Raw genomic sequence first — 24,017 nt, forward strand, 5'->3', positions numbered from 1 at the left:
TTTAAAGCTTCTTTTTTAGTTTCGAGAGTATTTAAGCATCGAGTGTTTTACACAAAGAACAGATCGTGCCGTTATGTTTGTGAGAGAACATAATATCTGGACGCTCATAACCTTGCTCACATACGCGGCAGTGATAAACCGTTGCAACTGGTGTACCTTCAGCATCGTAACGTGGTTCTTTAATGCCGTCATCGTGTGACTTGATGTAGTATTTTCCTTTGGTTAATAAACCCATGACTGGAGTTAAGACAAAAGCAAGCACAAGTGCGATAAGCGGAGAGTAAGGCGCCAAGAAACTACCAAGTAAGCCGAAGAATGCTGCAATTGATAAGCCTGCTGATACAAGGAAGGCAACCATACCGACAGGGTTTACGTTGTATAGCATGTCACGGCGATATTCAGGTTCTTTAGGTGAAAGTTTTAAAACATATTTGTTGATTGAAATGTCTGTTGCAACAACCACAACCCATGCAATGGCAAAGTTTGAATAGAACCCTAAGATTTTACCCAGTACCGCAAACATGTTGCCTTCCATTAAAGCAAGTGCAATTGCCAAGTTCACCATCACAAAGACAATACGACCCGGATAATGTTTGCTAATACGTGTGTAGGCACTTGTCCATGCAAGGGAACCAGAGTAAGCATTGGTCACATTAATTTTAATTTGAGAAATAACCACCAAAATTACTGCAAGTGTTAAAGCAGCCCAGCCCGGAAGCATGTCATGAAACGCTGCATTAAACTGTTGAACAGGTTCAGTGCTGTTTACGCCCGGTATTTTAGTGAGTAAATAGAACCCTAAAAATGCCCCAATAATTTGTTTAATTGCACCTAAAATCACCCAACCCGGACCCGCTGAAATAACGGCTGCCCACCATGCTTTGCTGTTTTCTTTTGTTTTAGCAGGCATGAAACGTAAGTAATCAATTTGCTCACCAATTTGCATGATTAGAGATAAACAAATACCAGCACCTAACATGATTGCTGCCATGTCTACGGTTGCAAAACCTTCTTTACCTGTAAAAGTAGCAAATTGGCTGACTAAAGTTGGTTCTTGATAAATCAGGTAGGCCACAGGACCAATCATCAGAATGAGCCAAAGTGGAGTGGTCCAAACTTGTAATTTACTCAAGGCTTTCATGCCATAAATGACGAGTGGAATAACCATAACGGTTGAGATGAGGTAACCAGCCCAAAGCGGAATGCCTAAACCGAGCAATAACCCTTGCGCCATGATTGAACCTTCAAGGGCAAAGAAAATAAATGTGAAACTGGCGAAAATGATACTAGTAAGAACCGAACCGATGTAACCGAAGCCTGCGCCGCGGGTAATCAAGTCAAGGTCGATGTTATAGCGCGCTGCGTAGTAGGCTAAAGGAATGCCAGTTAAGAAGATAATAATCGCTGCAAATAAAATGGAGAAAACAGCATTGGTTGTTCCGTAAGACATACCAATACTGGCACCAATAGAAAAGTCAGCAAGATAGGCAATACCACCAAGTGCAGTAATAGCGACAACTTTGGGACTCCAGCGCCGAAAGCTGTGTGGAGCATAACGTAAAGTATAATCTTCTAAGGTTTCATTCACTGCTTTTTGTGAATCTGTACCTTGCACAGTGTCCAGATTTGGATGTTCAGATACACTCATAACATCAACCTCCCAATCATTTTCGGTCAATCAACACAAATATTGATCATTGTTTTTTGATGTTTTTGAGTGTGTGATTTTTGGGGAAAATTGAAAATACGTTATTTTGCGTATATGTGCGTATTCGAGAAAATCGCCATGATAAATGACTTTTGGCATAAGGATTGCTGGGTTTAATACAGCCCTATCCAAAACATGAGTGTTATGCCAGATTCTTCACGCCCCCAACAAGCGCCACAACGTGTGATCAAAACACGCCGTGAATATAATATTTGGGTGGCCGATGAAAGTATCGAAGATTATGCGCTCCGCTATGCACCCACCTCAGTAAGAAAATGGTCACCTTGGACCGTTACTAATACCGCAATTTCGACTGTTAGTTTTCTGGCGATGGAAGCCATTGGGGCGACCATGCTTTGGCAGTATGGCTTTAGCAATGCAGTCTGGGCAGCAATTGTGGTATGTACCATCATATTTTTAACCAGTTGGCCGATTAGTTACTACGCTGCAAAATATAATGTAGACGTTGATTTGCTTACTCGTGGTGCAGGTTTTGGCTACATTGGCTCGACCATTACCTCTCTAATTTATGCCAGCTTTACCTTTATTTTGCTTGCGTTTGAAGCCGCAATTATGGCGATGGCACTTGAACTGGCTTTAGGCATTCCGCAAGTTATTGGTTACTTAATTTCGGCATTAGTGATTTTGCCTTTAGTGGTCAAAGGCATTGGTTTTATTAATAAAGTTCAGGCGATCACACAACCAATCTGGCTTTTATTGCTGTTATTACCGTGGTTTTTTGTACTTTGGAAACAACCACAAATTTTAAGTGATAGCTTGCATTTTGTTGGTGCGGTCTCAAACTCAACCGACTTTAACTTGTATTACTTTGGTGCGGCTTGCACTCTTATTTTTTCTTTTGTGATCCAAATTGGTGAGCAAGCCGACTATTTACGTTTTTTACCCCAACAAGAAAAGAATAGAACTGCATGGCGTTTTGCCGTTTTTTTAGGTGGTCCATCTTGGATTATTTTTGGATTCCTAAAAGTTCTAATGGGCATGCTGCTAATGGTGTTGGCTTTTCAGCTATTTATTCCTGTCTCTGAACTAGACAATCCGACTTATCTGTATTGGATTGCCTATCAGCAATTTATTCCAAATCCTCAACTAGCTTTAATATTGACTCTAGCACTGGTTTGCTTGGCGCAAATTAAAATTAATATGACCAATGCCTACGCTGGTTCACTGGCATGGTCAAACTTTTTTGCCCGCTTAACTCATAGCCACCCGGGGCGAATTGTCTGGCTTCTTTTTAATGTTTTTATTGCTATCGTTTTGATGGAAATGGGAATTAGCCATGCAGTTGAACGTATTTTGGGGCTATATAGCAATATCGCTTTGGCATGGATTGGTGCAGTTGTTGCCGATTTAATTATCTGTAAACCTTTAGATTTAAGCCCAAAGGGAATTGAATTTCGTCGTGCTTATTTATATGACATTAACCCCGTAGGTGTGGGTGCATTACTGATTGCTTCAGTGTTATCGATGCTGAGTTATTTGGGCTTTTTCGGACTCATGGCGAAAGGCTTGGCGAGTTTTATTGCTCTGGGGAGTGCTGTGTTATGCGTTCCTATTATTGCTTACTTAACCAAAGGCAAATATTACATCGCACGCCAGCCTGAAAAAATTCAGGCGACTTCGGTTGCTAACTGTGTGGTATGTGAAAGGGACTATGAACTTGCCGATATGGCGGGCTGTCCAGCCTATAACGGTACGATTTGCTCTCTATGCTGTTCACTTGAAGCGCGCTGCCACGATTTATGTAAACCCGATGCACGTTGGTCAGTTCAACTCAAAAAAGCCATCTGGCACTATTTACCAGAACGTTGGGCCAGCCGTTTAAATAGTCGAGTCAGTTTATATTTATTACTGACTTTAGGGCTGTCGATTGTTTTGGCAGTGAGTTTAAGTCTGGTTTATATCCAAGAAAAAACCTATTTAGAAACCATTAATGCGGCAGCCGTTCCTCAGTTATTTACGCTGTTTGTCAAAATTTACACCATTTTATTTTTATTGATGAGCGTTGCTGCATGGTGGTTAGTGTTAAACGATGAAAGCCGTCGTAATGCTGAAATCGAAACGCATCAGCAAACAGCATTATTGATTGATGAAATTGCTGCTCATGAAGTCACTTCAAAAGATCTGCAAGATGCCAGAATTTCAGCAGAGCGAGCAAATGATGCAAAAAGCCGTTATGTCATTGGAATTAGTCACGAACTAAGAACACCTCTAAATAGTATTTTAGGCTATAGCCAATTGCTTCAAAAACAAGAGCAGCTTTCAGAACAAGGCAAAATGGCGCTCGGGGTGATTAGCCGTAGTGGGCAACATTTGACTTCACTGATTGATGGTTTACTAGATTTAGCACGAATTGAAACAGGCAAGATTTCTTTAAATGTGGTGGATGTTCATTTCCCAAATTTTATAGAACAGATTATTCAAATGTTTCAGCCACAGTTTGAACAGAAGAATTTACAGTTTGTTTATGAAATTGGAGAAAACCTACCGCACTATGTCCGTACCGATAAAAAACGCTTAGAGCAAGTACTCATTAATTTGCTGGGTAATGCTTTAAAGTTTACGACGAGCGGCACAATTACTTTGAAAGTCGAGTATCGTTTTCAAACGGCTTATTTTGAAATTAGAGATACGGGCTGTGGTATTGCCGAGGCAGATTTAGAACGAATTTTTAACCCGTTTGAACGGGGCAGCAATGTCGTGCAAGGCGGATTTACCGGAACAGGACTCGGACTACCAATTGTAAAATTATTAGTCGATTTACTTGGTGGCCAGCTATCTGTGACTAGTCAACTCAATCAGGGTTCTCAGTTTAAGATTAAGTTTTATTTACCTTCAAAAGAAGTGGTTCATCCAATTTCTAATGTTTACTCCAACCAAATTACAGGCTATCAAGGCGAGCGAAAACGAATTTTGGTTGTCGATAATGAAGCGGTGGATCGGGGGTTAGTCGCTAATTTTCTAAAACCATTAGGATTTATAATTGAAGAAGCCGAGTCGGGCATTGACTGTTTAAGACGTGTACCTATTTTCCAGCCTAACTTGATCTTGATGGATTTAAATATGCCTTTGATGGGGGGCTGGGAAACAGCGCGGTTATTACGTCAGAATAATATTACCAATGTGCCGATTTTAATTATTTCCGCCAATGCTGGCGAGCGCGAAGTCAACCCACAAGATGCCGTCTTAAGTGAAGACTTTATGTTAAAACCAATCGACCTCAATTTGTTGCTGAGTAAAATTGGGGACAAATTAGGTTTGATATGGATTGATTCTAAAACAGATGCACATCTTGAAAATAATGAGGTTCAAGCACTGGATGTAAAGGTATTTAAGCAGGAGCAAACCACTGTTCATACATCAATTATACAACCTGAAAATAATGATCTGCTCGATTTGCCGCAAAGCTTGCAACAATTAAATGATTTGATTGGGCAGGGTTACATTCGAGGAATTCAACAGACTTTAACGCAATGCCGTCAAAATTTTCCAGAGCATAACGAGTTATGGGAACAGCTTGAACACGCTATTCAAAAGTTTGATTTAAAACACGCGCAACGATTAATTCAGGATAAGCAATGAGTACGCAACATGTTTCTTTTCAGCAAGCTTCGCCAAACGAGCAGGCTGCTATTCTGATTGTGGATGATGTGCCGGAAAATTTAGGCTTGCTACATGAAAGTCTAGATCAGGCAGGTTATCGCGTGCTTGTCACAACTGATGGGTTAAGTGCAATTGAAATAGCTCATCGATGCTTACCAGATATGATTTTGCTCGATGGCAATATGCCACATATGGACGGTTTTGAAAGTTGCATACAGCTTAAAGCAAGTCCAATTACGCAGTTTATTCCCGTCATTTTTATGACAGGTTTGTCTGAAACAGAACATATTGTGCGTGGTTTTCAGGTCGGTGGGGTAGACTATGTAACCAAACCTCTGAATATTGAAGAAGTACTAGCAAGGGTAAAAACACATTTGGCACATGCCAAACTATTGCAGCAACAGAAACAGGTGATTGATGCGACGGAAACAGCCATTCTTGCGCTAGATGTTCAAGGTAAAATTGTTTGGAAAACCCAAAAAGCCAGTGATTTACTGAATCAATATTTACCTGAATTAGAGGGCTTTGAAGCTGGGTTAAAAGCTTGGTTTTCAGACTTAGAGCAAGAAAAAGACCCCAAAAAATTAACCAGCTGTTCTTATTCAACGCCATCCCAGCAATTACAGCTTTTATTGCTTACGCCGTGGGAAACTGAACCAAGCGTGGCAAAAAATTATCTGATACAGATTAAGACTTCTACGCCGGCTTTGGAAATGGCTGATATTTTGAAATATTGCCCACAGTTGACTCAACGTGAGGCCGAAGTCATGCACTGGTTGTTGTTAGGCAAAACCAATAAAGATATTGCAGAAATTTTGGAGCTGAGCCCACGGACGGTGAACAAACATTTAGAGCATGTTTTTGAAAAACTTTGTGTTGAAAATCGAACTGCTGCCGTAGCGCATATTAATAGTCTGGTACAAGAGTTTCATTAAAGTTAATTAAAAAGCTAGAGGCCCGTATTCAGCCTCTATCATCTGTATTACTTCAAGTTTTGTTTAAAGAAACTGGTTAATTTATTAAATGGAATGAGATCGACCCGATCATATAAATCGACATGTCCAGCACCCTTAACGTAGTAAAGTTCTTTAGGTTGGCCTGCGAGTTTATAAGCTTCTTCACTAAACTCCTTTGAATGAGCTTGATCACCGGTAATAAACAACATCGGACGTGGTGAAATCGTTTCAATGTCGTTAAATGGGTAGAAGTTTAAAAATTTGACATTACTGGTGAGCGTTGGGTGGGTTGTAAGCTCTCTCGATGAACCTTTAGGCGTATATTCTCCGCGTGGAGTACGATAAAAGTCGTAAAATTCACGTTGAATAGGGTGTGTATCTGCTGTTAGCTCATGCGTAGTTCCGCTGGTATATTTGGTTTCACCACCTTTAAACTCAACATAACGCTGTGCAGCGGCTTCTGCAATAATTTGTTTTCTTTGTTCTAGGGTTTGTGAGTGACGTAAACCATTGCGGTTTGCTGCACCCATGTCGTACATACTTACAGTGGCAATAGCTTTTAAACGCGGATCAATTTTTGCTGCACTAATGACAAAACTCCCGCTTCCACAAATACCTAATACACCAATGTTATTACGGTCAATGAAAGATTGTGTTCCCAAATAATCTACAGCGGCACTAAACGCTTCTGCATAAATGTCTGGTGCTACAACATTTCTTGGTTGGCCCGCGCTTTCACCCCAAAATGATTGATCAATTGCTAAGGTCACAAAACCTTGTTCAGCCAGTTTTTGTGCATAAAGCATAGAGCTTTGCTCTTTTACAGCACCCATAGGGTGACCAATTACAATTGCAGAGGCTTTAGTCTTTTTATTCAGATTTTTGGGAATAACCAGATTGCCGACAATATCCATGTTGTATTGATTTTTAAAAGTCACTTTTTGAATAGTCACTTGCTGACTTTGATAAAAGTTATTCGCACCATTAGACATATCGGCCGCCATAGCTGAAGTTGAAGAAAATAGACCAATAGTTGCTGCACAAATTGCAGCCGCCGTATGGGTTTTAAGCTTTTTAAATAAGGGAGATGTACTCATAAATACCTCAATTTAAACAATGTGAATGGGTGAGTAGATAGATGCTTATTCGATTTGTGAAATTGAAATTTTGATGGGTTGTTTTTGCTTGAATGCTTGGGGAATAGCATCTAGTTTTCCAAGAAAAATGAGGCCATTGGCATAACCAACATGAGAATCTTTATAGAAAAAAGCTAGATTACCCCAAGGAACATAATAGGTAAGATCACCCGCTTTTCCAGCATATCCATGAGGCGCGTTTTGTGTAGTTAGCTTGGTGGGTAGATCAGCTATTTTTTCAGTAGAGTCATAATCTTTAAGGATTAATGTCAAAGGAAGCTGTTTGGCAAAATCTTCAACAGTAGGTGACATGGCTAATGTGGCAAATAGCGGTTGCTGTGTTCCATCAATATCAATACGGATTTTCATCATCGATCCCCTTTGTTGATTTTTACCTTGAGGCTTTATTGCATAAGAAGCGGAAGTCACTGAGAACAAAACACAGAGGCTGACTAAGCCTTTAAAAAACTTATAACTAGCCATATCAACTCACCTCGCTTCTTTAAGAAAAAGCACATAAATGCAATGAAGCTATTTATTCTTTAACGTAAACATATGAGTGGAATTTATTAATTTTTTACAATAATAAAATGACTCATAATAATCGCTTCAGTTTATTTAAATCTTCATATTTACTGCTTGATATGGATTTTAACGAATCTTCTTTTTAATAATTAGTCTAAAAAACAAACATGGACTTATGAGTAATATTCATAAATAATTTTATCCTCTATAATGAGATTGAACTTTGAATAGAGATAAAAGCAGATGATAAATAAAGAAAACTATAACGATCTTTATGCTTTTTTAATGGTGGCAAGAGAGGGTAGTTTTACTAAGGCCGCAGGGAAAATGGGAATTTCACAATCTGCGCTGAGTCATACCATTCGGGGTTTAGAAGAACGTTTGGGAATGTTGCTCCTGACCAGAACCACACGTAGTGTTTCACCTACCGCAGCAGGCGAAAGGTTGAAACAAACAATTAGTGCTAGCTTTGATCAGATTGATAATGAATTATCCCTTTTAACTTCATTTCGAGACCAACCCGCTGGTACAGTTCGGATTAATGCTAGCAGCCATGCGATACGGGAAGTGCTGATTCCAAAACTTAAAAAGATTGCGGGTGATTACCCAGATGTACAAGTTGAACTAACTGCCAATAGTGGGATGGTCGATATTGTGGCAGAGCGATTTGATGCTGGCGTTCGTTTCGGAAGCCGCGTAGCTGATGGCATGATTGCAGTACGTATTAGTCCAGATGTCAAAATGGCGGTAATAGCAACACCAGCATATTTTGAACAATATGGAATTCCTCATACTCCTAAAGATTTAATCAATCATCAATGTATTGGCTATCGTTTAACGACCCAAGGCAGCGTGTATGCGTGGGAATTTGTGAAAGATGGTCAAGAAACAAAAGTTAAAATTCAGGGGCAATGGATATTTAATGAAAGTTATGAGATTGCACAAGCTGTTCGGGCTGGATTTGGACTGGCTTATATTCCAGAAGATTTGATTCGAGAAGATCTAAAAGAAGGGAAGCTGATTCAAGTTTTGGAAGAGTACAGTATCCAGTTTCCCGGATACCATTTGTACTATCCACATCGAAGACAACTTTCACCTGCATTACGATTGGTTATCGATGTACTACGTGAGTAGCATTTCGCCATGTGAGAAAAGCAGTAATTGCGCCTAATAGCAAAATAGTTGCGCTCATATAGAACGTGGCACTATAGTCATATGAGTCATATAATAATCCACCTATAGTTGCACCTAGAGTAATTGCAAATTGAATAATCGCAACCATCAAACCACCACCAATTTCGGCATCTTGATGTAGTGTTTGGGCAAGCCAGGTATTCCATGCAACAGGTGCCGACGTTCCAATAAAGCCCCATAACCCCATCAATATGGCAACAAACCATAAATGCCCACCACCTAGCACAAAAGCTCCAGCAATCAATGCCATGATGAATGGAATAAGAATCAGATAACGATAAACATGTTGGTGGAGGATTAAACTAATTACAAATGTACCCACTAAACCTGCTAAACCCAATATTAATAATAAAATGGATAGCATTGTCGCATCGACATGAGTAACGGTTTCTAGAAATGGGCGTAAATAGGTAAATAGCGCAAATTGGCCCATAAAGAGTAATAAAATTCCGGTCATCCCATAAAGTACAATTGGGCGTTTTAGTAAACCAAATGGATTTTTAGATTTCTCAACTGACAATATTGCAGGAAGAGAAGGCATACTTTTAAATTGCCAAATAAGTGCAACAATCGCGATGGGGACAATACAGAAAAAAGCACCACGCCAGCCAATAATTGAACCCAAAAAACTTCCTAATGGTGCTGCAATTGTGGTGGCTAGAGCATTTCCGCCATTTAATAAACCGAGTGCTTTAGGTACTGAAAGCGGAGGAACGAGTCGCATGACAATTGATGTCGACATTGCCCAAAAACCACCAATCACCACACCTAAGATTGCACGACCCAACATAAACACAGCCGCAGAATGGGCAAATGTAATGACTATGCCCGAGGCTACCATCAGTAGGGTGAGTAATAAAATGATATGTCGTCGGTCCCATGCCTTAAATACACGGCTAATCGATAAGCTGGTCATCACAGCAAAAATACCAGAAATTGCGATTGCTTGACCCACTTGGCCTTCACTCATATTTAAATCTAAAGAGATGGGGGTAAGTAAACTTACGGGCATGAACTCAGATGCAATTAATACTGCGCAGCAGAGCGACATTACAAAGACGGCACCCCAAGCAGGTGTTGAATGTTCATATGTGCTTTGCTCAATTTGATGAAAAGAAGACATAAAAGTTCCAATCTCAAAACTATTGAATTTTCATAAATGAAATGAATAAAATCTGGTCGCAGAGCTTAACAACAATGATTTGAGAGGATTAGACGCTGAATTACGAATAGAATTATGAATTTTATGCATGAATTGTATTTAAAAAGCATACAGACTCGCTGCTAAAAACAGGCTATTTTTTTACACTTAGATTTGTTCTTATAGATAAAGATTATACAAAGTCATTTCTAAATAAATATGAGTTGTAATACGAGGAATTCATTGTGAATATTCAACAAAAAGATGATACAAAACACGGCAGCTTTAGCTTACTTGATGGTGAAACCGTTGCAGGTGAAATGACTTATACATGGGCAGGCGAAAGCATGCTAATTATTGATGCCACAGATGTGAATGAAAATTATCGTGGACAAGGTGTAGGGCGCCAATTACTTGATGCATTGGTGGCTTTTGTTCGTGAAAAAGACGTAAAGGTGATTCCGCTTTGCCCATATGCTAAATCAGTTTTTGATAAAGACCCAAGCATTGGTGATGTACTTAGAAAGTAAAAAATAAATTGAAGATTATTTAATAGAAATCGGGCCTTGGTGTCCGATTTTTATTGGCTTTATTATTGATGTTTGTTTATGTGAATATGTTTTAAGCAGTTGTATTCAACTGATTTCAAGGTTTTCCATTGCCAGATCGAATTTATCAAACTTATAGAAAAGCTTATCTAATAAAAATAGTTTTAGACCAATTGGGAAAAAAATAAACTCGTTGCACAAATATTTAATAGCTGACGAAAGCTAAATATTTATAACGTTTTAATATTATTTTTTGGAATTTTCCTTGAACTGGCAGTATATCCATAGTGTGTTGCCGCAATTTTTCTCTGCAACTTTGACCACGCTGAAAATTTCAATCATCAGTATTATTCTGGCCATTATTGTAGGGCTGATTTGCAGCATTTTAATCACATATCGCGTGCGGGTACTCAATAGAATTGCCCAGTTCTATATCGAGTTATCTCGAAATACCCCTTTATTAATTCAACTATTCTTTTTGTATTACGGCTTGCCAAAGCTTGGCATCAAAATCGATGGTTTTGCTTGTGGTGTGATCGGACTGACCTTTTTAGGCGGAAGCTATATGGCTGAAGCCTTCCGAGCAGGTTTGCAGTCTGTTGCAAAAGGGCAGATTGACTCTGCAAAAAGTATTGGTCTGCAACCGATTCAAATTTTTAGATATGTCATTTTTCCTCAAGCACTGGCTATTTCAATTCCGGCAATAGGAGCAAATTGCCTATTTCTAATTAAAGAAAGTTCTGTGGTCAGTGCTATTGCAGTCGTTGAGCTGCTTTTTGTCACCAAAGACTTAATTGGGATGGACTATAAAACCACGGAAGCTTTGTTTTTATTAATCATGGCTTATCTGATTATTTTGTTGCCCGTGTCTATTTTAACCAGTTATCTGGAGCACAGAAGTCGGAAGGTGAGCCATGGAACTTGATTATCTATTTCAAGCGAGTCACCTCGAACGTTTAATGTGGGGACTTTGGGCAACTGCAAAAATTGCATTTATTTCAGTGTTTTTCTCTGCAATTTTCGGCACAGTTTTCGGCGTCATTATGACTTCTAAGAATATAGTCGTTAAAGCATTGTGCCGCCTGTACTTAGAAGCCATTCGAATCATTCCAATTTTAGTTTTGCTGTTCGTGTTTTATTTCGGCTTTGCGACATGGTTTAATTGGCAGTTTTCCGCAATGTGGGTATGCGTTGTTGTATTTGTTTTGTGGGGCACCGCAGAAATGGGCGATTTGGTCCGTGCAGCTATTACTTCAATTGATCAGCATCAACGCGATTCGGCCTATGCCCTCGGACTAACTCATGTTCAAGCTTTGATCTACGTCATTTTTCCACAAAGTCTAAAACGAGTAACGCCAGGCGCGATTAATTTATTTACCCGAATGGTGAAAACCAGCTCTTTGGCAGTGCTGATTGGTGTGGTTGAGGTCATTAAAGTTGGCCAGCAAATTATTGAAAATTCGCTGTTGACCGTACCGAGCGCTTCTCTTTGGATTTATGGCTTTATTTTTATTTTGTATTTTCTGATTTGCTATCCCTTATCTCGTTTGGCGGCACATTTAGAAAAGGTCTGGGAGTAATTATGCCTTTGTTATCGATACAACAATTACAGAAATCATTTGCACAAAGTCATATTTTACAGAGCATTGATCTGGATGTAGAACAAGGAGAAGTGGTTGTTATTTTAGGTCCATCGGGCTGCGGTAAAAGTACCTTGTTGCGCTGTATTAATGGCCTAGAACCGATTCAGGGTGGCGAAATTTGTTTAACTGGCTCAGGTGTGCTCGGTAAAGATGTGGACTGGACTAATGCTCGTCAAAAAATTGGCATGGTTTTTCAGAACTATGAGCTATTTGGGCATATGAACGTTATTGACAACATTTTGCTCGGGCCACTTAAAGTACAAAAACGCCATCGTGATGAAGCAGAACAAGTAGCGGATGAGTTGTTAAAGCGCGTCGGACTATTTGAGCGAAAACTTGATTATCCACGACAACTTTCTGGTGGACAAAAACAGCGTATTGCCATTGTACGTTCACTGGTCATGCAACCTAAAGTCATTTTACTTGATGAAATTACCGCTGCACTTGATCCGGAAATGGTTAGAGAAGTGCTTGATGTAGTCCTTAAGTTAGCGAATGAAGGAATGACCATGCTGATTGTGACACATGAGATGTCCTTTGCCCGTAAGGTTGCTGACCGCATTATTTTTATGGATAAGGGCAAGATTATTGAACAGGCTTCACCAGAAGAATTTTTTGAACAGCCAAAAACAGAAAGAGCGAAAGCTTTCTTAAATATTTTGTCGTACTAAATTTTTATTATTTGAATCATGAGGAAGTGAATGTTTAAACGTAATTCAATAAAAATATTAAGCAGTCTTGCTGTTGCTGGGGTGTTGTTAACTGCATGTAGTAAAACGCCATCCACTGAACAGGCAAGTAATAGTCAAGAAGACCATTCTTTAGAGCAAGTCAAAAAAAATGGGGTTCTACGAGTTGCCGTTTTTGCCGATGATCCGCCGTTTGGTTATGTAGATAGTGCAGGTAATAATCAGGGCTTTGACGTGGCTTTAGCAAAACGGGTGACTAAAGATTTGCTCGGTGATGAAAAGAAAGTTGAGTTTATTGTGACTGAAGCTTCAAATCGGGTAGAGTTTTTAAAATCAAATCGTGCCGATGTGGTGTTCGCGACATTTACGGTAACCCCTGAACGTAAGGAGGTTGTCGATTTTGCCGAGCCTTATTTAAAAGGTGCTTTTGGTATTGTCTCGCCTAAAACCAAGCCGATTACTGATATTGCTCAATTAGAAGGTAAGACATTAATTGTCAATAAAGGCACAAGTTCAGATACCTACTTTACCAAGCATTATCCAAAAGTAAATTTACTTAAGTTCGAAAGAAATTCGGATGCCTTCAAAGCCTTAACCGACGGTCGTGGTGACGCGATTTCACAAGATAGTACCTATGCTTTGGCATGGGCCGCGAAGAACCCAAGTTATGTGGCAGGTATTCAGTCCATTGGTGATCAAGAGTTTATTGCACCAGCAGTTAAAAAGGGCAATACCCAATTGTTGAATTGGCTCAATACTGAAATCAAGCAGCTCAGAACAAATGGTGAAATTAATAAAATTTATGATGAAACCTTGAAACCAATTTACGGCGACTCGGTCAATCCGAATGTGTTTTTAGATGTAGGCCAATAATTTTCGATATCGCTGAGGCAGTGTCTAGAAGTAGGCGCTGCGATTTTAAATAAGACTTTTACAAGAACGATAGGGTGAAATAATGACAACATTAACATTTCAAAACGTGAAGCATATTTTAGCTGTGTCTTTACTGAGTTTGGGTTTAGTTGCATGTGACAAAGGAACTCAGTCTACTGAAAAAACGGCAGATACCACACAAACTGTGTCGAGTATTGAACAGATCAAAAAGAACGGCGTGGTACGAATTGGTGTATTTAGTGATAAACCGCCGTTTGGATATTTAGATGCTCAAGGTAAAAATCAGGGTTTTGATGTAGAGATTGCTAAGCATGTCGCTAAAGACTTGTTGGGTGATGAAAACAAAGTTGAGTTTGTTTTAACTGAAGCGGCTAACCGTGTCGAATACTTAAAAGCCAATAAAGTGGATATTATTTTTGCAAACTTTACCGTTACACCAGAACGTAAAGAAGTGGTCGATTTTGCTAAACCTTATTTAAAAGTGGCACTAGGTGTGGTTTCTCCAAAAAGTCATCCGATTACTGATGTGGCTCAACTTAAAGATAAAACTTTATTGGTAAACAAAGGTACAACAGCTGATTCATTCTTCACTAAGACTCATCCTGAAATTAAACTACAAAAGTATGAACAAAACACTGAAACTTTTGATGCTTTAAAAGATGGTCGTGGTGCTGCGCTTGCACATGATAACTTGCTGGTTTTAGCTTGGGCTAAAGAAAATCCAAATTACACCGTTGGCATTACCAATTTAGGTGAGCAGGACTTAATTGCACCAGCAGTGAGAAAAGGCGATAAAGAATTATTGGACTGGTTGAACCAAGATTTAGAGAAACTGGCTAAAGACGGCGTGATTCATCAGGCTTATGAAAAAACGTTAAAACCAGTGTATGGCGATACGATTAATCCAAAAGATTTATTAGTTGAGTAATCGTGCTAATAACCTCTAATGATTAGAACTCTAGATAGTATTTACTCGAGCTAAGATTCATCTACAGCCTGCCCATAATTTATAAAGATAATGTTTTTGTAATATTTTTTATAGATGGAAACAGTGGTCAGGTTCTGTAGATGAGAAAGTTTTTTGGTTACTTTTTTCAAAAAAAAGTAACAGAATTAGCTGCTTGCTTTAGAGGTTGAAAGGTGGGATTCCATCGTGCTAATTCCTTGATTCTATATTACATTAACTTAAATAAAGTCGGCTCTGCTGCTAATTTATCTGCCAAATATTGAATAAACACACTCAATTTAGGCGGGACATGCCGTGTCGGTGGGTACAGTAACCACAGCCCGCCACTATAATAAGTTTTAAAATACCAGTCGGGTAAAACCTGAACTAAGGTACCTTGTTGTAGCGCATGGCGTGCAACGAAGTAAGGTAAGCTCGCAATACCTAAATGCTGTAATGCCGCACTCAAACGCACACCCGTATGGTTTGCTGCATAACGTCCACGCACAGCCACACTGATCGATTTATTTCCTTGCTGAAATTTCCACTTTGAGTCACTGGCTTGTTCACCCAAGTAAATACATTCATGCTGCTTTAAATCATGAGGATGGTTCGGTGTACCGTGCTTGGACAAATATTCAGGTGTAGCACAAACCAAGTGATCAATATCAATCAGCTTTCGGCCCATAAGGCCACCTGGTGGTTGCTCTGTAATTCGAAGTGCTAAATCAACGCCATCATCAATCAGGTCTACATAACGATCTTCTAAAAGCATTTGTATATCAATTTTCGGGTAGAGTTCTAAAAACTCGGGTAAATGTGGGTGAATCATAAAATGTCCGACAGCTTTTGGAACACTCATGCGAATAATACCTTCTGGCTCGACATGAAATTGGCCTGAACTTTCCATGACTGCTTGTGCAGCGTTCACCATATCTAAGCAACGTTGATAGACCTGTTGTCCACTTTCACTTAAACGAAGTTTCCGTGTAGTCCGATAGAGTAAGCGGGTGCCTAAAGCACGTTCTAAACGGGCAATCGCGCGGCTTACAGCTGAAGGTGTTGTACCAAGCTGGCGAGCAGTTTCAGAAAAACTTTCCGACTCGACAACCTTAACGAAAGTCGCCATTTCATTTAACAGAATCAGACTTTGATTTGTGCTCATGAGGCAAAAGTTATTTGGATTTTGATTGGATTATCGCGTTTAAAAAATCGCAATACAATCTTTTAGGTGATTTTCAGGAAACTAAATTGTTATGTGGCAGTTGTATGGACATGAGTTTTTAACGCTAGCTCTTATTCACTTTATGGCGGTGATTTTACCAGGTCCAGATTTTGTGATTACGGTAAGACAAAGTGTACGTTATGGCTACTTAATTGGATGTCTAACCGCAATTGGTATTGGTGTCGGAATTTCAGTACATGTTTTTTATACACTGGTTGGTATTGGCTTTTTGATTCAACAAAGTGAATGGCTCATGTCACTGATCAGAACAGCAGGGGCAGCTTACTTAGTGTATTTAGGATGGCAGTGTTTACGTAGCCAGCCAAATACCAATATTGAAATTAATGGCTCAGCAGACAGTGACATGCCGAGTTTATTTAAAGCTTTTACTATGGGTTTTCTTACCAATGCATTAAACCCAAAAGCTACTATCTTTTTTCTGGCAATTTTTACGACGATTGTAAGTACGGCCACACCAATGAAAGTTCAGGTTTTTTATGGAGTCTGGATGTGTATGGTTAATGCCATCTGGTTTATGGTGGTAAGCGTACTGTTTGCTCAGCCTATTGTACGTAAACGGTTTTTAGAGTTTGGAGTTTATTTTGAGCGGGTAATGGGAGTTTTATTAATTGGGATTGCATTGAGATTGATTTGGGGATTGTTTAATTAAGTTGGGTATCTATTAATATTTTCTCTGGTTAAAGTTATCTGCAAGTTTTTAGATTAGCACAACGGAGTCCATACTTGCATTTGCTCGTGCTGAATTTCATCCACAGCCTGCCCATAATTTATAAAGATAATGTATTTGCAATATTTTTTGATAAATGAAGACAGAGAACAGGTTCTGTGGATGAGAAAATTTTTGGTTACTTTTTAAAAAAGTAACAGAATTAGCTACTTTCTTTGGAGGCAAAACGGTAAGACTCCGCCGTGATAATTACTTTAAATTGTCTAGAGTATTAATAACTCTTAGCTCGAGCCGAAGGCTAATTCAGAAATTGAATTTAAAATAATAAGATTCCTCCGTGATAGCTACTTTGACTTGTTCCTATATATAACTTTAGAGCTCAAGTAGTTTTAATAAATAATCCATAAAAAAGACTGCTCGAAAGCAGTCTTTTTTGCAAAAATAAATTTAACTGGTACGCCTATTACGCGTCAGTTGATGTAACACTGACACCAATAAATCAATTTCTTCAGTCGTATTATAAAAAGCCAAAGACGGACGCACGGTTTGTTCTACACCAAAACGACGTAAAATTGGCTGTGCACAGTGATGGCCAGAACGTACGGCAATACCATGTTGATTTAAAGCTTTACCGACTTGTTCAGTTGAATAGCCTTGTAAGGTAAAGGACATAACACTGGCTTTGTGATGCGCCGTTCCGATCAAACGTAAACCTGACACACTGCTCAGTGCATTTTGACCATATTCGAGTAGATCATGTTCATAGCGAGCAATGTTATGAATGCCTAGACTTTCGACATATTCAAGCGCAGCGCCTAAACCAACAGCATCGGCAATGTTTCCAGTTCCAGCTTCAAACTTGTTTGGTGCAGGTTGGTAAACTACTTGTTCGAAGGTAACATCCTGAATCATGTTACCGCCGCCTTCCCAAACAGGCATGCTTTCTAGCAACTCTGGTTTTGCATAGACCGCGCCAATGCCCGTTGGACCAAATACTTTATGTCCAGAAAACACAAAAAAGTCTGCATCGAGAGCTTGTACATCGGTAGGGATGTGCGAAACAGATTGAGCACCATCAACTAAAACACGTACACCTTTGGCATGCGCAATTTTAATGACTTCAGCAACAGGTGTGACTGTTCCTAAAGCATTCGAAACTTGAGTAATCGACAGCAGTTTAGTGCGTTCATTAATCAGTTTTGGCAACTCTTCTAAAATAATCTGGCCCGTGTCATCCACAGGAATGACTCTTAATTTTGCTCCAGTTTTTTTAGTGAGTTGATACCAAGGCACAATATTGGCATGGTGTTCTAAGTGAGAAACGATAATTTCATCACCTTCACCAATATTTTGCTCACCCCATGTTTTTGCAATCAGGTTAATGCCTTCGGTTGTTCCTCGAACAAAGATAATTTCTTTAGAAGAGGGTGCACCAATAAATCGGGCAACTACATTTCTTGCATGCTCATAGGCATCGGTTGCACGAGCCGCTAACTCATGGGCAGCGCGGTGAATATTTGAGTTTTCATGCTGATAAAAATAAGCAATCCGGTCAATCACGCGCTGCGGTTTTTGTGTGGTCGCAGCATTATCCAACCAAACTAGAGGTCGACCGTTGACGCGTTCCTGTAAAATTGGGAAATCGCGACGTATAGCATCTACATCGAGTGGTTGAGCACTGCTTGCTACAAAAGTGGGTTGTGATGGTTGATAGTGACTATAACTTTGTCCACTTTGAGGCAAGTCTAAAAAATAAAATGCAGAGCTTGCCGAACTTTGGGGAGGCGTATTCGTTGCAAAACGATCTTCCGTCAGCAATGATTTCAGCTGGTCACCATGTGGTAACTGAAAAGACTGTGCAACCGAATAATTATCTTCAACACCTTTAACAGACGGTTCTGCTGCATTGGGAGCAGAAAAATCATTTAAAAAATAATAAGGTGATTCACCTGCACCAGTGGGTAAGTTTGGTTCAATGCGTGGCACATTGGGTTCACTATGAGCAGCTTGTGGCAAATGTGGCTCAAATGGTGGGCGCGGCAAATTAGCTCCACCAACCACAGGCGCAGACGCTACAATTCGGCGTTCAGGGTAGTCTGGCAAATTTGGAATATGCTCAGGATATTCCGGATTAAGACTTTTCTGAAAGGCGATATTGGGCGCACGACCACTGAGTGCAGAAAATGGTTCACCCGGTTGTGGTGGGTGGGGTGGCGCTCCGACAGGTAAGTCCAAGTTTAGGCCCGATGGAGAAGCTGAACTGCTTGAGCTTGGTAATGCTGAAAAAAACTCATTAGCAAGTCGAGCAATGGTGGACTCATCAGGGAAGTTGGCTGGTGGATTAACACCAGTCACTTCAGGCTCCGTTGGACTACCTTGCAGATTACTTGTAGTTAACTGGGTAGTCATGATATTTGTCCACCTCCACATCATCTAATACTGCCAACGCATCATCAGTGAGTACTGCAAGTGAGCAATATAATGAGATTAGATACGACGCAATCGCGTTACGGTTGATTCCCATAAAGCGTACTGAAAGCCCTGGTGACTGTTCACCAGCAAGACCTGGTTGGAATAAACCAACAATCCCTTGACGCTTTTCACCAACACGAAGCAGCAAGATTTTAGTTTTGCCATCTTCTACAGGAATTTTATTTGATGGAATGAGTGGAATACCGCGCCATGTAATGAATTGCGAACCAAATAAGCTAACCGTTGGAGGCGGTACACCACGGCGTGTACATTCACGTCCAAATGCTGCAATCGCATCAGGGTGTGCTAGGAAAAATCCTGGTTCTTTCCAGACTTTACGTAACAAATCATCAAGATCATCTGGAGTAGGTGGGCCATTTAAAGTCGAAATACGTTGGTCATCTGTCACACTTGCCAGTAAACCGTATTCAGGGTTATTGATAAGCTCACTTTCTTGACGTTCTTTAATGGTTTCAATCGTTAAACGGAGCTGTTCTTTAATTTGGTCGTGTGGGCTGCTGTAAAGGTCAGCAACACGTGTATGTACATCTAAAACAGTAGATACACCATTTAAAAAGTATTCGCGTGGTTCTGGGTCATAATCAACAAAAGTTTGAGGTAAAGTTGCTTCATCACGTTGTGTGCAAGCGACTTGAATATCATCAGTATTATTTACACGGTTTAAGCGGTAGATACCTGCTTCAACAGGAAGCCATTGAAGTAAGTGAGTCAGCCATCTGGGAGTAATTGTAGAAAGTTGGGGAGCAGTTTTGGTTGCATTGGCCAGTTGACGGGCTGCGTGGTCCCCCAGCGCAAGTTGGGCTTTGTCAGTATTTTTCGCCATGAATCATTTTTCCTTATTACAGTGGCTTGGTTATAAAATGTTAAATTTTTAAATTATCGTGTTAACAGATTAGAATTAAATATTCGATTTTCAAAATATGAATAAGGTATAAATAAATGAACACAGTTCACTTATTATGAATAAGCATATGTTTATGAAAATTTAATATAAATAAGTAATAAACTGATTTATATATACCAAATTCATGTTTTTAATATATTGGTTAAAACTCTTATATATAAAATTGTGAATACGATTTATTTAAATTCTGGATTTTTTTGATAAGCCTCCAGTGGTGACTGTAAAATCTGGCTTCCTGCGGGAATACTATGTGTAAGCCAGACATTTCCCCCAATAATGGACCCTCGACCAATCGTAATACGACCTAAAATAGTGGCACCTGCATAGATCACTACGTCATCTTCAACAATTGGATGGCGTGTATAGTCTTTTTTCAAACCACCATCATCATTGGTTTCAAATCGTTTCGCTCCAAGGGTCACTGCCTGATAAATACGGACACGCTCTCCAATAACGCTAGTTTCACCAATCACCACACCCGTACCATGATCGATGAAGAATCCTTTACCGATTTTTGCACCCGGATGAATATCAATACCAGTTGCAGAATGCGCCAACTCGGAAATAATGCGAGACAATAAAGGCACTTGGGCATAGAGTTGATGCGCTATTCGATGATGAATAATCGCAAATATGCCCGGATAGCAAAGTAATACCTCATCCACACTATGCGCCGCCGGATCGCCTTCATAAGCAGCACGCACATCGCCGTCTAAAAGACGTCGTATAGAGGGTAAGGTGTTGGCAAAATCCTGCACAATATTTTGAGCAAGTTCGTCTGGCTGTTGCACTGTGTTCGAATGACTCAAATGACGTTTTGCTTCATAGTTTAAAGCCAGTTGTACTTGAGCATGTAAGGCTGTGAGTACCCGATTTAAAGTATAGGCAATATAAGAATCTTCAGTTTCTTGACGTAAGTCAGCAGGGCCTAAACGCATTGGAAATAAAATTCCACATAGGTCATCTAAAATGGCTTTTAACGCTTCTTTAGATGGAAGTTCACGGCCCCCAAATTCTTTGGTTCTGTGTTGCTGCTGACGCCAGTCATGCCGTGCTTGTTGTAAACCTTGTACAACAGCATTAATGTTCCATTGAGTCACAAGCTTTCCTTGATTCACTGAAAATTGATTAAAGTATTAGTCTTGTTGCCAAGGAAGTTGATGGATGCGCCAACCATTTTTCTGATTACGCTGTTGCTGATCATTTAGATCGCCTTCGAAGCCTTCAAGAACGTTATAAATATGCTCAAAACCAGCATTAAATGCGGCCTCGGCAGCTTGTGCTGAACGGTTGCCACTACGGCATAACAAAAGAATGGTTTTGTCTTTGCCAACTTTTGATTCGAGTTCTTTTAAAAAGCGTGGATTACGGTTAAACGATGTGCCTGTTGCCCAAGCGACATGAACACTTTCAGGGACATAACCCACAAATTTACGTTCTTCATTGGTACGCACATCAACTAAAACAGCTTCGCCTTGTTGTACGAGTTGCCATGCATCAGTAGGTGATAAACTGCCACTAAAATTAAGTTCATGTTCCTGTGCGTATTGCTGTGCTTTACTAAGAATAGTGTCTTTTGACAAAGATGTATTAGAACTCGAAGAGATAAAACCAGATGGGTTTTCTGTATTTAATTTGGCATTCATTTAAATAATTCCTTATCTTCGATTCAGATTGTTATTGTTCAATTTACGCGTTTTTAAATATAAGCAAAAATAAGTAATATCTATTTATATATATTTTTTTAATAAATAAGCAAGCTAAATATTTTATATAAAACCGTATTAATTAATCTTATAAAGTTCTTCTAATAATATGTTTGATTTATTTTAACATTTGGTAAAAACCATATGGATTAAAATAATCCATATGGTTTTAAATATTAAGCAAATCCACCATTTACTCGAATGACTTGTGAATTTACCCAACGTCCATCTGGGCCAGCTAGCATGGCAACTACACTGGCAATTTCTTCAGGTGTTCCGATTCTTTCCAATGGGGCAAGTTTTGCAATAGCCGCTACTTGTTCATCAGTTTTTCCATTGTAAAAAAGGTCAGTACCTGTAGGGCCAGGCGCAACTGCATTTACGGTAATATTTCGGCCGCGTAACTCATTTGCTAACACATGTACTAAGCCTTCTACACCTGCTTTTGAAGCAATGTAGGGACCATATGCCGGAAAAGATTTAGCAATTACACTCGTTGAAAGCGTAATAATCCGACCACCATCTGGAACTGTTTCGGCTGCATGCGCCAATATTAAAAATGCACCACGTAAATTGGTATGAATTACTTTATCGAAATCTGGCAGACTTTCAGGTGTAATTTTTGCCATAGGCATAATACCAGCACTATGAATCACAACGTCTAATTGACCGTTAATGGCTTTTGCTTCTTGAAACAAACGACTCACCTCATGTTCATTTGCAACGTCTGCTTGAATAGCAGAGGCTTGACCACCTTGCTCAATAATATGATCTACAGTTGCTTGGGCATGCACTGTATTGCCAGCATAGTTAACAATGACATAAAAGCCATCTTGAGCTAAACGCTCAGCAATAGCACGACCAATACCACGTGATGCACCAGTAACCAGAGCTGTTTTTCTTGAAATATTCATTTTTAGATTGCCTGTTTGAATAAGTATGGCTTATTTTAATAATATAGAAATATGGGATAAATCTTCATAATTGGATAAGATAATTCCATATTTATTAATAATAGATAGGGTTAAAAGCGAGCACTATGGATAAATTTGATACATTGCAACTTTTTACCCGCATCGTAGAGCTGGGTAGTTTTAGTCAGGCAGCCGATCAGCTAAATATCCCACGTGCTACAGCAAGTAATGCCATTAAAGAGCTAGAAAATAACTTACAGTGTCGTTTGCTAGAGCGGACGACTCGGCATGTAAGGCCATCACTAGATGGACAAGCATTTTATGAGCGTTGTACACAAATATTATCGGAACTCGACGATGCCGAATCCTCCTTACGGAATGTAATTGCTCAGCCCCGTGGTTTATTACGTGTCGATTTATCAGGCGCACATGCGACCAAAATTGTTTTACCCAATATCGACCAATTTCATCAGCTGTACCCTGACATTGAACTCTTAATTAGTACAGGCGATCGCTTGGTTGATCTGATTAGGGAAGGGATAGACTGTGTGGTGAGAGCAGGACGTTTGGATGATTCAACTTTAATTGCTAGACATTTGGTGGATATGCCACAAGTCATTTGTGCAAGTCCTGACTATCTAAATAAACATGGAACACCATCGCAACCAGAGGATTTGTTATCACATTATTGTGTCAATTTCTTCTCGACCGCAGGCGGGCGGAATTATCCATTTGAATTGATGGTGAATGGCAAAAAACAAGATTATTTTTTGAAAAGCTGGATCGCGGTAAATGATGCTGAAAACTATGTATTATCTGCTTTACGTGGGGCAGGTTTAATTCAGGTCCCGCGCTATCATGTAGCGAATGAGTTAAAAGACGGACAACTGGTTGAGGTTTTATCTGCGTGGGAAATCCCGGAGATGTCAGTTTCTGCTTTATATCCGCAGCATCGGCAGCTCTCACCACGCGTACGCGTTTTTGTCGCTTGGCTGAGTGAGTTATATACGGGGTATTTTTCAAAATAACGATAGCGTATAACGTATAGGTAGAATGCTCTCTAGCACATATAAAATTTTGGTGAAT

Annotated in this window: 22 protein-coding genes; 11 read left to right on the forward strand and 11 right to left on the reverse strand. The window is 39.7% G+C overall.

Annotated features, from left to right (window positions below):
• Window positions 1-31: 31 nt before the first annotated feature.
• Complete coding sequence (locus ODQ17_RS10540) at window positions 32-1,648, reverse strand: purine-cytosine permease family protein (RefSeq protein WP_004793027.1); 1,617 nt, start codon at window positions 1,646-1,648, stop codon at window positions 32-34.
• Window positions 1,649-1,843: 195 nt separating this feature from the next.
• On the opposite strand from ODQ17_RS10540, the gene ODQ17_RS10545 reads away from it, so the two are divergent.
• Window positions 1,844-5,308, forward strand: coding sequence for a hybrid sensor histidine kinase/response regulator (locus ODQ17_RS10545; protein WP_322903465.1), 3,465 nt, complete (start codon window positions 1,844-1,846; stop codon window positions 5,306-5,308).
• The gene (locus ODQ17_RS10550; RefSeq protein WP_322903467.1) at window positions 5,305-6,264 is read left to right on the forward strand and encodes a response regulator transcription factor; all 960 of its coding nucleotides are present in this window, start codon (window positions 5,305-5,307) and stop codon (window positions 6,262-6,264) included. Before ODQ17_RS10545 ends, ODQ17_RS10550 begins: the two co-directional genes overlap by 4 nt.
• Before the next feature lie 47 nt (window positions 6,265-6,311).
• Here the strand turns inward: ODQ17_RS10550 and ODQ17_RS10555 are convergent, their stop codons facing one another.
• Entirely contained in the window at window positions 6,312-7,382 is a 1,071-nt protein-coding gene (locus ODQ17_RS10555) for an alpha/beta hydrolase (protein ID WP_322903469.1), read from the reverse strand.
• Between the two features lie 45 nt (window positions 7,383-7,427).
• Entirely contained in the window at window positions 7,428-7,904 is a 477-nt protein-coding gene (locus tag ODQ17_RS10560) for a cyclophilin-like fold protein (RefSeq protein ID WP_322903471.1), read from the reverse strand.
• Window positions 7,905-8,189: 285 nt separating this feature from the next.
• Between ODQ17_RS10560 and ODQ17_RS10565 the strand changes: the two genes are divergently transcribed.
• Window positions 8,190-9,080 (forward strand): LysR family transcriptional regulator, encoded by an 891-nt coding sequence (locus ODQ17_RS10565; RefSeq protein ID WP_322903474.1) that lies wholly within the window; start codon window positions 8,190-8,192, stop codon window positions 9,078-9,080.
• Here ODQ17_RS10565 and ODQ17_RS10570 read toward each other — a convergent pair.
• Complete coding sequence (locus ODQ17_RS10570) at window positions 9,058-10,263, reverse strand: MFS transporter (RefSeq protein ID WP_322903476.1); 1,206 nt, start codon at window positions 10,261-10,263, stop codon at window positions 9,058-9,060. The genes ODQ17_RS10565 and ODQ17_RS10570 overlap by 23 nt on opposite strands.
• A gap of 263 nt (window positions 10,264-10,526) precedes the next feature.
• On the opposite strand from ODQ17_RS10570, the gene ODQ17_RS10575 reads away from it, so the two are divergent.
• Complete coding sequence (locus ODQ17_RS10575; protein WP_001025680.1) at window positions 10,527-10,811, forward strand: GNAT family N-acetyltransferase; 285 nt, start codon at window positions 10,527-10,529, stop codon at window positions 10,809-10,811.
• A gap of 105 nt (window positions 10,812-10,916) precedes the next feature.
• Here the strand turns inward: ODQ17_RS10575 and ODQ17_RS10580 are convergent, their stop codons facing one another.
• On the reverse strand, window positions 10,917-11,030 hold the full coding sequence (locus ODQ17_RS10580; protein ID WP_322903478.1) for a hypothetical protein: 114 nt from the start codon (window positions 11,028-11,030) through the stop codon (window positions 10,917-10,919).
• Between the two features lie 64 nt (window positions 11,031-11,094).
• Between ODQ17_RS10580 and ODQ17_RS10585 the strand changes: the two genes are divergently transcribed.
• The 5 genes from ODQ17_RS10585 (at window position 11,095) to ODQ17_RS10605 (ending at window position 14,983) form a co-directional block, all read left to right on the forward strand.
• Window positions 11,095-11,754 carry an amino acid ABC transporter permease gene (locus ODQ17_RS10585; RefSeq protein ID WP_002114214.1) on the forward strand — a complete coding sequence of 220 codons (660 nt, stop codon included), beginning with the start codon at window positions 11,095-11,097 and terminating at the stop codon, window positions 11,752-11,754.
• Entirely contained in the window at window positions 11,744-12,409 is a 666-nt protein-coding gene (locus tag ODQ17_RS10590; protein ID WP_000418066.1) for an amino acid ABC transporter permease, read from the forward strand. Before ODQ17_RS10585 ends, ODQ17_RS10590 begins: the two co-directional genes overlap by 11 nt.
• Window positions 12,410-12,411: 2 nt before the next feature.
• Entirely contained in the window at window positions 12,412-13,143 is a 732-nt protein-coding gene (locus ODQ17_RS10595; RefSeq protein ID WP_322903480.1) for an amino acid ABC transporter ATP-binding protein, read from the forward strand.
• 30 nt (window positions 13,144-13,173) lie between these two features.
• The gene (locus ODQ17_RS10600; protein ID WP_322903482.1) at window positions 13,174-14,034 is read left to right on the forward strand and encodes a transporter substrate-binding domain-containing protein; all 861 of its coding nucleotides are present in this window, start codon (window positions 13,174-13,176) and stop codon (window positions 14,032-14,034) included.
• A gap of 82 nt (window positions 14,035-14,116) precedes the next feature.
• Complete coding sequence (locus ODQ17_RS10605) at window positions 14,117-14,983, forward strand: cysteine ABC transporter substrate-binding protein (protein WP_322903484.1); 867 nt, start codon at window positions 14,117-14,119, stop codon at window positions 14,981-14,983.
• Window positions 14,984-15,230: 247 nt separating this feature from the next.
• On the opposite strand, the gene ODQ17_RS10615 is transcribed toward ODQ17_RS10605, so the two are convergent.
• Complete coding sequence (locus ODQ17_RS10615) at window positions 15,231-16,166, reverse strand: LysR family transcriptional regulator (RefSeq protein WP_322903488.1); 936 nt, start codon at window positions 16,164-16,166, stop codon at window positions 15,231-15,233.
• Window positions 16,167-16,257: 91 nt separating this feature from the next.
• Between ODQ17_RS10615 and ODQ17_RS10620 the strand changes: the two genes are divergently transcribed.
• A complete protein-coding gene (locus ODQ17_RS10620) occupies window positions 16,258-16,896 on the forward strand; it encodes a LysE family translocator (RefSeq protein ID WP_322903490.1) in 639 nt (212 codons plus the stop codon).
• A gap of 465 nt (window positions 16,897-17,361) precedes the next feature.
• Here the strand turns inward: ODQ17_RS10620 and ODQ17_RS10630 are convergent, their stop codons facing one another.
• From ODQ17_RS10630 to ODQ17_RS10650, 5 genes are all read right to left on the reverse strand, one after another.
• On the reverse strand, window positions 17,362-19,323 hold the full coding sequence (locus ODQ17_RS10630) for a family 2A encapsulin nanocompartment cargo protein cysteine desulfurase (protein WP_322903492.1): 1,962 nt from the start codon (window positions 19,321-19,323) through the stop codon (window positions 17,362-17,364).
• Window positions 19,298-20,230 (reverse strand): family 2A encapsulin nanocompartment shell protein, encoded by a 933-nt coding sequence (locus tag ODQ17_RS10635; protein ID WP_001107602.1) that lies wholly within the window; start codon window positions 20,228-20,230, stop codon window positions 19,298-19,300. Before ODQ17_RS10635 ends, ODQ17_RS10630 begins: the two co-directional genes overlap by 26 nt.
• A gap of 257 nt (window positions 20,231-20,487) precedes the next feature.
• Window positions 20,488-21,429: a serine O-acetyltransferase EpsC gene (gene epsC / locus ODQ17_RS10640; RefSeq protein WP_075382795.1), complete on the reverse strand. Its 942-nt coding sequence runs from the start codon at window positions 21,427-21,429 to the stop codon at window positions 20,488-20,490.
• Window positions 21,430-21,447: 18 nt separating this feature from the next.
• Entirely contained in the window at window positions 21,448-21,957 is a 510-nt protein-coding gene (locus ODQ17_RS10645; RefSeq protein ID WP_151821791.1) for a rhodanese-like domain-containing protein, read from the reverse strand.
• 236 nt (window positions 21,958-22,193) lie between these two features.
• The gene (locus ODQ17_RS10650; RefSeq protein WP_322903495.1) at window positions 22,194-22,931 is read right to left on the reverse strand and encodes an SDR family oxidoreductase; all 738 of its coding nucleotides are present in this window, start codon (window positions 22,929-22,931) and stop codon (window positions 22,194-22,196) included.
• Window positions 22,932-23,056: 125 nt separating this feature from the next.
• On the opposite strand from ODQ17_RS10650, the gene ODQ17_RS10655 reads away from it, so the two are divergent.
• On the forward strand, window positions 23,057-23,959 hold the full coding sequence (locus ODQ17_RS10655) for a LysR family transcriptional regulator (protein ID WP_322903497.1): 903 nt from the start codon (window positions 23,057-23,059) through the stop codon (window positions 23,957-23,959).
• The last annotated feature ends 58 nt before the right edge of the window (window positions 23,960-24,017 follow it).

The organism is Acinetobacter sp. IRS14 (genome assembly GCF_034650275.1).
GTDB classification, from domain to species: domain Bacteria; phylum Pseudomonadota; class Gammaproteobacteria; order Pseudomonadales; family Moraxellaceae; genus Acinetobacter; species Acinetobacter oleivorans.